This window comes from Deltaproteobacteria bacterium, from assembly GCA_013151915.1.
Lineage (GTDB): Bacteria > BMS3Abin14 > BMS3Abin14 > BMS3Abin14 > BMS3Abin14 > BMS3ABIN14.
This window is the reverse complement of record JAADHJ010000044.1, coordinates 92,753-105,615: the sequence shown is the minus strand read 5'-3', so window position 1 is coordinate 105,615 and position 12,863 is coordinate 92,753. Positions and strand designations below refer to the sequence as shown.

Below are 12,863 nucleotides of genomic sequence, written 5' to 3'. Positions count from 1 at the left end.
GTAACTATTACTTCTAAGCTTGTGTATAATTTAACAAGCTACCCGGTACATGTCAAGCTTTTTTTTGTGATCTTTTCCACAATCGCTTATAATTAGGCCAAAACATATAACAAGAAAGAACTTTCACTAATAAAACCCTCTGTCACGACCCCTTGCAGCACCTTTCTATCCCTCCGGAACCGTGCCGTTAACATTCCCCTCTTTTTGAGATATAGTCTCGTTCTGTGCCATGGCGCCGCCATGGCCTTCACATCCTGGAGTGGGCATAAAATAAGCCACCTTCCGTATTCTTCCTCCCCCTTGAGGGGGAGGACCAGAGGTGGGGGTGGAACCTGGCGAAGAGACTTTTTACGAGGTCATCAAGCCTGACCGAAAGGTGAATATGGCCCAAAAACATAAACAGGAATCCCAGTCGATCAGGGGGATGTTCTCATCCATAGCCGGGCACTATGATCTGCTCAACCACATTCTGAGCCTGGGAGCGGATATCCGCTGGCGGAAGGATATGGTCAAGGAGGTGCATGGACAGGGCAAAGCCCCCATCCTGGACCTTGCAACCGGGACCGGCGATGTGGCTTTGACTCTGGTCAGAAACATCCCGGGAGAAATAAAAATCGTGGGCGTGGATTTCACCATTCCCATGCTCGACCAGGCTGCGGCGAAGGTTCGCACGGGAGGAAAGGGAAGGATCACCCTTACGGCAGGTGACGCCATGGCCCTGCCATTTCCGGACTGCACCTTCAGCGCCGTCACCATCGCCTTCGGTCTCCGTAACCTACCCGACAGGCCGACAGGGCTAAATGAAATGTTCCGGGTGCTCAAGCCGGGGGGCCGTGTCATCGTCCTGGAGTTCTCCCCAATGGACCATCGACTCTTAGGTCCCCTCTTTCGATTCTACTTCCACCATGTCCTCCCCGTTCTGGGAGGCATGATTTCCGGCAGATCAGGGGCATACCGTTATCTTCCCAGCTCGGTGGACTCCTTTCCAAACCCCGGAGACCTGAGTGAAAAGATGTCCGAGACCGGCTTCGAGCAGGTAAGGTTCCGCCCCCTCACTTTCGGCATCGCCTTTCTTCACGTTGGGGAAAAACCGGCCTGTTAAGTGGGCGCGTTGATGACTTCCTAAAAAGTCGTCATTATTCAGCCCAACAGGACCTGACCGAGGTACATCACGATGCCGCCCACAACCATGGTCAGGATCAAACTCCTGGTTTTAACCGCTACGGCGAAACTAAGCAGGAGAGCCCAGACCGATGGGTTCGCCGGAGTCAGGTCCATGGCGCCGCCGGAGGTGACAGCCCCAGGGAGGATAAGGGCGGAGAGGATGGCCGGGGGCAGGTAGCGAAGCCACCTCATCAGACGGTCCGGGAGGGCGGCCTGGGACAGGGCGGCGAGGGGGATAAGTCTGGGTAGGTAGGTAACGGCGCCCATGCCCAGGAAAATAAATATGAGTCGTCTGGTTTCCATGGTCAATTCAGCTCCGCCACACCCCCACCAACGGTCTCCAGTACCAGGCCCACCGTCGCGGCCACTATGGAAGCGGTAATAATATGCCACGTGCCTCCCATGAAGGTTGAAAAAAACACGGAGAGGGCCGCGGCCCCGACAGCGACCACAAGTTGGAGCCTGTCGGAAATCTGGAGGACCAGCAGGCCCACGAACATGGAGTAAAGGGCAAAACCCAGGCTGTTCTGGAGAACCCCGGGGACCAGGTATCCGGCGTAGGCGCCCGCAACGGTGCCTGTGACCCAACTCGCATAGGCAATGTAGTTCAGGGCCAGACTGTATCGGCAATCCGCCTCCTTACGCTGAAACCTTCCGATGGATATGGCGAAGGTCTCATCCGTCACGCCCCACGCAATCAGGGGGATGACCAGACGCCTGACCTTCGTGAAGTAAGGCGACAGGGAGGCGCTCATGAGCACGTGCCTCAGATTGACAAAGAATGTGGTAAGAACAACCTCGAAGGGTGTGGCGCCTCCCGCCAGCAGGCCAACCGCGATGAACTGGCTCGCCCCCGCAAAAACCACAAGAGACATGAAGACAGCGGCGAAAAGCCCCATGCCGCTCTGGCGGGCGATAATGCCATAGGCGGCTCCCATTGGAATGTACCCGAGAATAATGGGCGTGGCATCGGTCAGAGCCCTTCGAAAGGGGACCGAGGGTGCATCACGGTCCTTCTCGGAGACGCCGGAATTCACGCACCGACCCAGTATATAAACACGGCCACAGCCAAAGGAATGGTCAGGTTGTCATCGAATGGGCTAGGCAGGGCTTCGGCCACCGTCCCCACAACCGAGGCGCCCAACAGAATCCACGCCGGGTAAGGAAAGGCACCGGGGGCAAATCCGGCAACACAAAAAATGGTCAGGAAACTCACAATAAAACAGGCCAGGCTTCCCTCCAGGGACTTTTTCCCGAACCTGACCCGCCCTATCCACTTTCCGACAAGGATGGCCGCTCTATCACCGACGACCAGGGGAATTACCGCCAGGAGGGCGACCTCTTTTTGAAAAAGGAGAAAAGTAAGGAATATTCCCCCTGTGAAGGGAAGTGCTCCGGTCACACGGAATCGCTCGGACGGACGCATGAACACCCCGAGCCACGTTGCTGTAAGACCGTCGACAACGGGGGATGTCTTCCGCCCCGCCTCCACTGCGACGGCGGCAAGGAAGATTATTCCCAGTACGACCCGGTTGGACGGGACCGGCAGTCCATACCCCAGGATGGCGAGCAGGGCACCGCCGCCCACGTGGAGTATGGTCCTGGGAATCTCGGCCCGTAATTCACGGAGCGCCACACTATCCGCCTACAGGTCTTTGCGGTAAATCCGGTAGGTCTTGTAATGAGTAGCGGAGAATACCTTGTTGATAGTTTCGTTTACCAGGGTGTTGTCCTCGAGAATCCATGAAAATTCCCCGTACCGATATCCCTTCTCAATACCGGCGCGCAGAGTGGCCGCGAACAGGGGCGCTTCGAGCCCACGTTTTCGGAACTTCTCCCTCACACCCAGAGTTATACACCTACCCGTCCGTATCCTCTTCGCCGCCCTTATTGCCCGGAAAACACCCCATGGAGTCATCCGGCCATCGAGTACCTTCAGGACCTGGTTGTAGTCCGGAAGGCTCATGATAAAGCCCGCCGGTTCGTCACCGATGAATGCAAGGATGGTAAGTTCCGGAACGATGATCGGTTTAAGATCCTTGGCCATCTGATCCATCTCGGCATCGGTCATGGGAACGAACCCCCAGTTCTTTTCCCACGCATCGTTATAGATGGCTTTTACCACCTCGATCTCCCGGGCAAAACGCTTCATGTCCACCGGCCGGGTTACAAGGTCTTTTTCTCGTTTCTCGATCCGTTTTGTAAGCTTCTCCAGCCTGGGAGGGATGGTCCGGGGGGTATTGAAGGAATAGGCATAAAGGTCCTTGGCCTTTGCGTACCCTGCGTCCTCGATCAGATCCATGTAGTAGGGGGGGTTGTAGGTCATCATCACCAAGGGTGAAGACATAAAGTTGTCCACCAGCAGGCCGCACTCCTCATTGGTGCTGGGGTTCATGGGTCCCATGACGAATTCAGCGCCCTTTCCCCGGAGCCACCCCTCCGCCGCAGCAAACAGCACCGAGGATATGCCCGGATCGGGAAACGCCTCGAAAAACCCGAAAAACCCCGCTTTCTCGTCGTGAAACCTGTTGTGGTTGTGGTTGATAATGGCCGCTATACGGCCAACGGGCTGTTCACCGTCCTTTACAAGGAAAAGTTTTCGTTCGGCGTGCTGGAAAAAGGGGTGTTTAAGGGAAAGGAGTTTCGCGACCTCCCTCCTTAAGGGCGGGACCCAGTAGGGGTCATCCCGATTGATGGCCCAGGGAAGCCCGATGAAGTCGCGATGGGCGCTTCCGCTTTCGGCGTCAACTACTTTAAGACTCATCATGGATTGTCACCCTATCAGCCCGACGTCCCGCCCCACCTTCACGAAAGCGTCCATGACCCTGTTGAGGTGCTCCTCGGTGTGGGTGGCCATGTAGCTGGTGCGGATGAGTGCCCTGTCCGCCGGAGTGGCCGGGCTGACCACCGGATTGGTGAAGACGCCTTCCTCGAGCAGCATGAGGCTCATTCTGAAAGCGAGCAAATCGTCTCCCACCACGATAGGGATAATGGGAGTGGCGGCGTGGCCCACGTCAAAACCGCGGGACCGGAATTCCTCCAGCATCCAGTTCGTATGATTCCACAACCTTTCCCGACGCTCGGGTTCATCCTCAATAATGTCCAGGGCCACGCTTACCGCAGCGACACTGCCCGGACTCAGACTGGCGGAAAAGATCATGGAGCGGCTGGAGTGTTTCAGATAATCCACTATTTTCTGAGAGGCCGCCACAAACCCGCCGATGGTCGCCAGGGATTTGCTGTAGGTCCCCATAATGACGTCCACCTCATCCTCCATGCCGAAATGCTCACTGGTCCCTCTTCCCGATTCACCCAGGACGCCCACACCGTGCGCGTCGTCCACCATGATCCCGAAATCGTGTTTCCCCCTCAGGGCAATAATCTCGGACAGGGGAGCGATATCGCCCTCCATGGAAAAAACACCGTCCACGATGATCAGCTTGTTCCGATCCCGCTCGCTATCCAGAAGCCGGTCCAGATCCTCCACGTCGTTGTGGCGGAACTTCCTTATCTCCCCATAACTCAACTTGCATCCATCCACGATAGAGGCGTGATTCTGACGGTCGCTGACGGCAACATCCCCCCTGCCCACAAGAGCTGATATAACACCGAGGTTGGTCTGATAACCGGTTGCAAAAACCAGCGCGGCTTCCTTGCGGAAAAACCTTGCCAGTTTTTCCTCCAGCTTTACATGGATATCCAGTGTCCCGTTGAGAAAACGCGAGCCGGCACACCCCGTGCCATACTTCCGGGTTGCCTCAACGGCGGCCTCCTTGACCTTGGGATGAGAGGTAAGACCCAGATAGTTGTTGGAACCGCACATGATTATCTTTTTCCCGTTTATAATCACTTCCGGATCCTGCTGTGACTCGATAACCCTGAAATAGGGGTACAGACCAGCCTCGCGCACCTGTTGGAGCCGTTCGAGCTGACAACACTTGTCGAAAATTCCCACTTTCATCCTCCTCGTTGGTCTTACCTGATCCAGTTGTTCTCCCTGTACCATCGAGCTGTCTGCGAAAAACCATCCTTGATGCTGATCTCAGCCTGGAACGAAAGATCCCTCAACGCTTTGGCGGAACTGCACACCCAACCGGGCGCGGCCAGCTCCCTGGCCTTGTCCCTGTTAAAAACGGGCATCCGGCCACGGATCCTTCCCCATGCCTCGGAAAGACCCGCCGCCACGCTCACAAGGGCTGGTGAAATCCTCACCCCCCTTACCTTTTTTCCGAGAGCCTCCGAAAGGAACCGAGGCATATCGGAGATCCTGACTGTCTCATGCCCGGTGATGAAGTAGGCTTCACCGGGACCGCCGTAACACGCGGCGCGATAGATTCCCTTTGCCAGGTCCTCCACATGAACGAGACTGATACGCGCTCCGCTGTTAATGATGGGAAAGAATCCCCTGTTTCCCATGCGAAAGAAGGGGAGAATCTCCCTGTCCCTCGGGCCGTACACGGCGGGGGGTCTGACAATCACGATCGGCCGGCCCGAGGCGGCCTCCAGAGCTCTTTCCCCCTCAAGCTTGCTCATCCCGTAAGAGGTAATGGGCGCCGGAGAATCCTCCTCTGTAACCTCCCCATCCGCTTCACTGGGCCCGGAAGCCGCCAGGCTTGAAACGTAGACCAAAACGGTGGTTTTTCCCCCACTTAGACCAACCGCCTTCACAAGGCTCCGGCACCCGTCCGCGTTAACCCTGAAGTATTCCTCCCGGCTTCCCGCTGCAACGAGGCCGGCAAGGTGAAATACCGCGTCGACACCGGCGACGCCGGCCGCAAGAGCCTCGTCAGAGGCCAGATCACCCTGTATAATCTGAACAGGCCGCCCCGCCAGCCACCTGAGCTTGGACGGCCTCCTGACCAGGCAGCGTACCTTCACCCCCTGCTTAAGAAGATGGTCCACCAGGTGGCTTCCGATAAATCCTGTTCCACCGGTTACGAAGCAGGAACGGATATCCCGGTCAATCATGAAAAAACGTACCACATCGGTAGAAGAACGGTCAATGTTGATGACTTTGCAAAAGTCATCAACATCAATGGGCCTCCGCCCAGTTCGCGCCTGTTCCCAAATCAACAACAAGCGGGACCTGCAGCGCTGCAACCTTCTCCATGCCATCCCTGACGATCTCACAGGTCCGGGCGAGATGATCCTCGGGTACCTCGAAAACAAGTTCATCGTGAACCTGAAGTATCATCCTCGCCTCCGGGACCCGTTCCCCCAGTTCCCCGTGGATCGCGATCATGGCCACCTTGATGAGATCCGCCGCCGTCCCCTGAATGGGAGTGTTTACCGCCATACGCTCCCCGAGCTGCCTCTGGTTTGGATTGGCACTCGTGAGCTCCGGGAGGTAGCGTCGCCGGTTCATGAGCGTCATGACGTATCCGTTCGTCCTGGCTTCTTCCAGCGTCCGATCAATATAGGCCTTTACCCCCGAATAGACGTCAAAGTATCCATCGATGATCTCCGCGGCCTCTTTCGGATGGACTCCAAGCTCCTTTGACAGCCCGAAAGCGCTCATCCCGTAGATGATGCCGAAATTTATGACTTTGGCCCGCCTTCTCAGCTCAGGTTCCACATCCTCGCCGGCACCGAGCACCTGCCGGGCGGTTCTGGCATGGACGTCCTCGCCCTTGCGAAACGCCTCCAACAGCTCCGTGTCCCCGGAAAGGTGGGCAAGGATTCTCAGCTCGATCTGGGAGTAGTCCGCCGACAACAGGACACTTCCCTCCGGCGCGACAAACGCCCCGCGTATCCTTCTGCCAAGCTCGGTCCGGATCGGGATGTTCTGCAGGTTGGGATTGGAGCTCGAAAGCCTGCCTGTGGCAGTGGCGGTCTGGTTGAACGAGGTGTGGATCCTCCCGGTCTCCGGGTTGATGAGGGCGGGAAGGGCATCAAGGTAGGTGGATTTGAGCTTCGCCATGCTCCTGTACTCGAGCACCATGGCCGGCAGGTGATGTTTTGAGGAAAGTTCGATAAGGACATCACTGCTGGTGGAGTATCCTGTCTTGGTTTTCTTGAGCGCGGGGAGCTTCAGGACCTCGAACAGAACATGGGAAAGCTGTTTGGGAGAACCGACGTTGAAGGGTCTGCCGACCTCCATGTGAATTTTTGCCTCCAGCTCCTTGAGCCTGTCCAAAAGCTCCGAGGATAGATCCAGAAGAGGCCGGATATCCAGCAGCACCCCGACCATCTCCATCTCCTTGAGAACCCGAACCAACGGCATCTCCACATTCTGGAACAGATCGAGAAGCTCCATCCTCTCGAGGTCCTCCAGCAGGGGCTTCAGTGCCCTGAAAGTTACGTCGGCGTCCTCGCACGAGTATATCCCTGCTTCTTCCACCGGGACATCGGAAAACAGTATCCGCTTTTTCCCCTTCTTGGTGACCTCATCGTAGGAGATCATGGTGTGGTTGAGCCGCTCCGCGGAGATCTCCGAAAGGCTGTGGGACCGTCTGGAAGGGTTAACCAGGTAGGAAGCGATCATCGTGTCCCATCGAACGCCTTCAAGCGCCCAGCCGGAACGCGCAAGCACCTTCATGTCGTACTTGACGTTCTGTCCGACCTTGTGGATGGACGGGTCACCGAGAACGGGGCCGAGAATCTCCCTGGCCCGTGGTTCAGGTATCTGCCGGGGAACCCCGAGGTAGCTGTGTGTCAGGGGTACATAGGCAGCCCGGCCCGGTTCCCATGAAAGGGAGATGCCCACCAGGCGGGCTTTCATGGCATCTCTGTCGGTTGTCTCCGTGTCCACCGCCAGAATATCGACACCCCGAAGACGCCCGGCCAGATCTATCAATTCCTCCTCGCTGCCGATGATATGGTAACCCTCGCGGCCAAGGCTTGTCTGCGGCGTCAGTCCCCTGATAAGGCTGGTAAAACCAAGTTCCTGGAAGATCGTCCGGAGGGACTCCACATCAGGCCCGCAGGCCGTAAGATCGTCCATGGTAATACGAAGATCAACATCCCTGTCGAGGGTTACCAGCGATAGGGCCAGTCGGACAGCGTCTACCCCGGAAGCAAGATTCCGGCCGACCTTACCATCAATCTCATCTTTTCTTTCGATGAGGCCCTCCAGGGTACCGTAGGCGGATATGAGCTTCCCCGCGGTTTTTGGACCAACGCCCGGCAGTCCCGGAACATTGTCGCTTGTGTCGCCCGCCAGGGCGAGGGCATCCGGGACCCGCTCAGGGTCCACGCCAAAGCGTTCCCGGACCTCCTCAACCCCGATCCACTTTTCCTTCATGGTATCGAGCATGCGGACACGCCCGGAGACCAACTGCATGAGATCCTTGTCCGACGAAACGACGACGGTACTGTCCACCTTCCCGGACCAACGTTTTACGAGGGTGGCAATGATGTCGTCGGCCTCGAACCCCTCCTTTTGCAGGGCCGGGATATTGAACGCATCAATGAGTTCTTCAATGCGCGGCAGCTGAACCCTGAGATCTTCGGGCATGGGGGGGCGGTTGGCCTTGTATTGCGGGTATCGTTCGTGGCGGAATGTGGGCCCTTTGGAATCCAGGACTATGGCAACGTAGGTCGGCTGATGATCCCGCAGAATCTTCAGCAGCATATTGGCAAAGCCGAACACGGCATTTGTGGGAAAACCATCCCTTGTGGACAGGCCGCGTATGGCGTGATAAGCGCGATAGATATAGGAACTGCCGTCAATAAGATAGAGACTAGACAACAGTTACCCAGGCCCTGTGGTTCGGGTCCTTCCCGTGGACAGCCTTGAAGTAGGCCTCCTGAATGGCCCGGGTCACAGGTCCCGGTCTGCCTTTTCCAATGGATCTGTCATCCACCTCCCGTATGGGGGTAACCTCGGCGGCCGTACCGGTGAAGAATGCCTCGTCCGCCACGTACAGCTCGTCCCTGGTGAACCTGGCCTCCGTAACCCGGTATCCCAACTCCTTCGCGAGGACAAAGACCGTATCCCTGGTGATCCCCTTGAGAATGGAGGTCAGGGATGTTGTCCTGACCTCCCCGTCCCGGACGATAAACAGGTTTTCCCCGCTCCCCTCGCTGACGTACCCATCGGTATCGAGCATGATCGTCTCGTCGTAACCGGCCTGGTGGGCCTCCATCTTGGAGAGGATGGAGTTGACGTAGGCCCCGTTGACCTTGGCCTTTGTCATCTGGCTGTTGACGTGGTTGCGCGCGAAAGAGGAGATCTTCGTCCGGATACCATTTTCCAGCCCATCCTCGCCCAGGTAGGCCCCCCAGGACCAGGTCGCGATGAAGACACCCACCGGATGGTCCTGTTGGACCAGGAGACCCATGGGGCCGTCCTTCAGGTAGACCACGGGTCTGATATAACCGTCCTCGAGCCCATTGACCTTTACGACATCAAGGTGGGCATTCCAGATGGTATCCCAGTCATAGGGGATCTCTATCCTGCATATTTTACAGGAATCGTAGAGCCTCCTTACATGGTCTTCGAGACGAAATATCCCGGGGCCCTCCGGTGTTTTGTAGAAACGGATACCCTCAAAGAACCCCATGCCGTAGTGCAGGGTGTGGGTCAGTACATGTACCTGGGCGTCGGCCCAGTCAACCATCCCACCGTTCATCCAGATTTTAGCCACCGGTACAACCATGAATAATCCTCCCTAAAATATCCTGGTAAGCCTTCCTGACCTGCTCCCTGGTGTCCTGTACATCATGGAGAAACTCCCCCGCTTTTTCACCTTTCCCGGTATACCCGAGCGTCCTGGCAAGTGGTTTGACCTTTTCCTCATCCAGGGGTACCCGATGGTCGGGTCGGTCGCTGTGGAGGTGGGAACGATCCTCGATTTCTCTGTAAAAGAGATACGAGCGGCGCAGGATATTATACTGTTTTTCATCCACAAGTCCAGTTTCACGAATGGAATCCAGGGCATGGAAGGTCGAGGTGGAACGGATCCGAGGATACCTTTTGCCATAGGTCAACTGGAGCGCCTGGACCGCGAATTCAATGTCCACCAACCCTCCCCGTCCGGCTTTGATGTCAAGGTAATCCCCTTTGCCCTCATCTGCAATTTCATTTTCCATTCTCTGCCTGACGCGCATGATTTCGGAAAGATCCTGCCTGCCGGCAGGGCGGGTATATATAAGTTCGTCCAAGGTCTTTTCTATCTCATGGGAGAGCTCCCGGTTCCCGGCCACCCAGCGGGCCTTGATCAACGCCTGGCGCTCCCACACCATTGCCTCCTCGAGGTGATAGCGCCTGAATGCCTCGAGGGTTGTCACCAGGGGTCCAGAGTGACCGGAAGGTCTGAGCCTCATGTCAATACGGTACAGCACACCCTCCCCTGTGGGGCTGGTGAGGATGGTAATCATCCGCTGCGCTACCCGGGTGTAATCCTCCCTTTCCTTTTCTGCCCCCTCGAACAGGAAAATCAGGTCCAGGTCGGAGCTGTAGTTCATCTCCCCCCCGCCCATCTTTCCCATGGCTACTACTCCAAAAGAGCCGGATGGTTTTTCACCCCGGGCGACCACGTGCCTGACGGCCAGGTCGAAGGAGGTCTGAAGAAGGGTTTCGGCAAGGAGAGTCAGCTCCCCGTTGATACCGGGCAGGTCCCTTAATCCAAGCAGGTCGCCCAGACCGATGCGAAAGATCTCCCCGTTGCGATATCTCCTCAGCATGACCAGCTCGTCCTCGAAGGAAGGGCTTGAAAGCAGCACTCCCCTTACCTCATCCTCCATGATCTCAGCCGGCTTGGAGGCGGAAAGATCGGTCCCCATCACCATCAGGTCAAGCAGGTCAGGCTGGCGGATGAGAAGGCTGGAAAGGAATGGACTGGAACCGAAGAGAACAGCCAGCAAACGGATTGATTCGGGATTGCCGGCCAGCATGGAATAGTAGGAGGCTCTCGCCCCTACCCTGCCGATGAACCGGTTCAGATTGACAAGAACAGCATCCGGATTCGGCACCGACTTTAGTTCATCGAGAAGACGTGGAGCAATGCGTCTTAAAAGGTTCCGACAGACATCTGAAAAATGGCCATACGCGGGGCCGTCCCTGAGGAGGAGGAGGTTTCGATACCCCTCCTCCGGGTCGGAAAAACCGGCCGTCTTCAGTTCGTTTACGGCCTCTTCCCGGGTCAGATTTTCCCTCAACAGGTTCGATTCACACGTCCCCTCCGTGGCCCCGTGGCCCTTTTCGGTGAAGAACAGACGTTCATAACAGGTCCGCACATTTCCGGCAACCCTGCTCAATGTTCCGTCAAACGCATCCGGATCGCCCCGGCCATCCCGAAAAAAGCCCATGACATAGGCCAGCCTTTCAAGCCCCTCCGGATCCCGCGGCAAAGTGTGGATCTGGCGTTCCTCCACCAGTTGAACCCGGTGTTCCACCGTTCGAAGGAAGATGTAGGCATCCCGCAGGGTACTCGCGTCCCTCTCGGTCAGGAACCCGTTTCTCATCAGCCGGTCAAGGGCTCTCAGAGTGTTTTTCTCCCGGATAGCGGGGTTTCGACCGCCGTGGATAAGCTGCAGGCTCTGGACCAGAAACTCGATCTCCCTGATCCCGCCGCGGCCCAGCTTGATGTCTGTGACCCCGGGCGGAGCCCTGCTAACCTGCCGATCGATCTTCTCCTTCAGAAGGCCGATCTCCTCAATGGCCGTATAATCAAGATGCCTCCGATAAATAAAGGGGGTCATCAGGTCAAGAAAATCCTCCCCAAGCCGCTGGTCGCCGCCTACCGGTCTGGCCTTCAGCAGGGCAAGCCTGTCGGTGGTCCTTCCCCACGACTGGTAGTACACCTCCAGGCTGGAGAGGGAATAGGCGATCTCGCCGGCCTCCCCTTCGGGCCGGAGACGAAGGTCCACGCGGAACACCATTCCTTCGGCGGTTCGTTCGTTAAGGAGATGCGTGACGGTTTCCCCCAGCTTGACGTAGAACCTGTGGTTGTCGATAGCATCGCGGTAGCCGCCGGAAGCGGACCGCCTTCCGGTGGTCATCCCCTCATGAGACGAATAGAGATAAAAGAGGTCCACGTCTGAACTGTAGTTAAGCTCTTCCCCTCCGAGTTTTCCCATTCCAAGTACACAGAATTTTCCCGGCCGGGTAGTTTGCAGGCTGCTCACATGCAGGGGGATACCATGCCTCGCCTTCAGATGGGTCGTGGCCACCTGGACCGACACATCTATTGAGGCCTCGGCGAGGTTGGAAATGTCGTGGACGGTTTCCTCCAGGGTCGCGACCCCCAACAGGTCTCTGGCACCGATCCGGAGCATCTCCCTGTACTTGTTGGCCCGGAGTATCAACGAGGCATCTTCTATGGAGACATCACCCCTGATTTTACCCTCCAGCTCCTCCCGCATGGACGAGGAGTACCTGGTCCCGGCTAATCCCACCTCCCGCATGAGCCAGACATAATTCTCCGGGGATCGGATAATCAATGAGGACAGGAAGTTACTGTATCCGAAAATCGACAGAAGGGACCTGAGACCGTCGGGGTCTTCCATAAGGGAGAGGAAGTTGGGATCGTCGGTTATGGACAGAACTCTGGCCAGCCGATTGAGGGCGGCCGGGGGATCCGCTGTTTCCAGGACGCTGCTCACGGCCCGGTGGACAAAGCCTTCCGACAGGCCTTTGGAAGCGGCCATATCCGTGAGAGATTGAAAAAGAGGGGCCAGAGAAGCGGCGTCGGCGATCCTGCCGCTGTGCTTTACGAGAGAGATGAGGGACCTGCCGTCTCCCTTGGACATAGGCT

Annotated in this window: 10 protein-coding genes; 1 reads left to right on the top strand and 9 read right to left on the bottom strand. The window is 57.1% G+C overall.

Features of this window, described 5'->3' with window-relative positions:
- The first annotated feature begins 382 nt into the window (after positions 1 to 382).
- A complete protein-coding gene (gene ubiE, locus GXP52_08705) occupies positions 383 to 1,102 on the top strand; it encodes a bifunctional demethylmenaquinone methyltransferase/2-methoxy-6-polyprenyl-1,4-benzoquinol methylase UbiE (protein ID NOY87365.1) in 720 nt (239 codons plus the stop codon).
- A gap of 38 nt (positions 1,103 to 1,140) precedes the next feature.
- On the opposite strand, the gene GXP52_08700 is transcribed toward ubiE, so the two are convergent.
- From GXP52_08700 to glnE, 9 genes are all read right to left on the bottom strand, one after another.
- Positions 1,141 to 1,467 carry an AzlD domain-containing protein gene (locus GXP52_08700; protein ID NOY87364.1) on the bottom strand — a complete coding sequence of 109 codons (327 nt, stop codon included), beginning with the start codon at positions 1,465 to 1,467 and terminating at the stop codon, positions 1,141 to 1,143.
- Positions 1,468 to 1,469: 2 nt separating this feature from the next.
- Positions 1,470 to 2,201, bottom strand: coding sequence for an AzlC family ABC transporter permease (locus tag GXP52_08695; GenBank protein NOY87363.1), 732 nt, complete (start codon positions 2,199 to 2,201; stop codon positions 1,470 to 1,472).
- The gene (locus GXP52_08690; GenBank protein ID NOY87362.1) at positions 2,198 to 2,800 is read right to left on the bottom strand and encodes a hypothetical protein; all 603 of its coding nucleotides are present in this window, start codon (positions 2,798 to 2,800) and stop codon (positions 2,198 to 2,200) included. Before GXP52_08690 ends, GXP52_08695 begins: the two co-directional genes overlap by 4 nt.
- A gap of 9 nt (positions 2,801 to 2,809) precedes the next feature.
- Positions 2,810 to 3,931: an N-acetyltransferase gene (locus GXP52_08685; GenBank protein NOY87361.1), complete on the bottom strand. Its 1,122-nt coding sequence runs from the start codon at positions 3,929 to 3,931 to the stop codon at positions 2,810 to 2,812.
- A gap of 6 nt (positions 3,932 to 3,937) precedes the next feature.
- Positions 3,938 to 5,119 (bottom strand): pyridoxal phosphate-dependent aminotransferase family protein, encoded by a 1,182-nt coding sequence (locus GXP52_08680; GenBank protein ID NOY87360.1) that lies wholly within the window; start codon positions 5,117 to 5,119, stop codon positions 3,938 to 3,940.
- A gap of 20 nt (positions 5,120 to 5,139) precedes the next feature.
- The gene (locus GXP52_08675; GenBank protein ID NOY87359.1) at positions 5,140 to 6,132 is read right to left on the bottom strand and encodes an NAD-dependent epimerase/dehydratase family protein; all 993 of its coding nucleotides are present in this window, start codon (positions 6,130 to 6,132) and stop codon (positions 5,140 to 5,142) included.
- A 64-nt stretch (positions 6,133 to 6,196) separates the two neighbouring features.
- Entirely contained in the window at positions 6,197 to 8,854 is a 2,658-nt protein-coding gene (polA, locus tag GXP52_08670; protein ID NOY87358.1) for a DNA polymerase I, read from the bottom strand.
- A complete protein-coding gene (locus tag GXP52_08665; protein ID NOY87357.1) occupies positions 8,847 to 9,764 on the bottom strand; it encodes a branched-chain amino acid transaminase in 918 nt (305 codons plus the stop codon). Before GXP52_08665 ends, polA begins: the two co-directional genes overlap by 8 nt.
- Entirely contained in the window at positions 9,745 to 12,858 is a 3,114-nt protein-coding gene (gene glnE, locus GXP52_08660) for a bifunctional [glutamate--ammonia ligase]-adenylyl-L-tyrosine phosphorylase/[glutamate--ammonia-ligase] adenylyltransferase (protein ID NOY87356.1), read from the bottom strand. Before glnE ends, GXP52_08665 begins: the two co-directional genes overlap by 20 nt.
- Positions 12,859 to 12,863 lie beyond the last annotated feature (5 nt).

What these genes read in the sequence shown, in the direction of transcription:
- ubiE (NOY87365.1), top strand. Translation starts at nt 383, where the DNA reads ATGGCCCAAAAACATAAACAGGAATCCCAGTCGATCAGGGGGATGTTC.
- GXP52_08700 (NOY87364.1), bottom strand. Translation starts at nt 1,467, where the DNA reads ATGGAAACCAGACGACTCATATTTATTTTCCTGGGCATGGGCGCCGTT.
- GXP52_08685 (NOY87361.1), bottom strand. Translation starts at nt 3,931, where the DNA reads ATGATGAGTCTTAAAGTAGTTGACGCCGAAAGCGGAAGCGCCCATCGC.
- GXP52_08675 (NOY87359.1), bottom strand. Translation starts at nt 6,132, where the DNA reads ATGATTGACCGGGATATCCGTTCCTGCTTCGTAACCGGTGGAACAGGA.
- GXP52_08665 (NOY87357.1), bottom strand. Translation starts at nt 9,764, where the DNA reads ATGGTTGTACCGGTGGCTAAAATCTGGATGAACGGTGGGATGGTTGAC.
- glnE (NOY87356.1), bottom strand. Translation starts at nt 12,858, where the DNA reads ATGTCCAAGGGAGACGGCAGGTCCCTCATCTCTCTCGTAAAGCACAGC.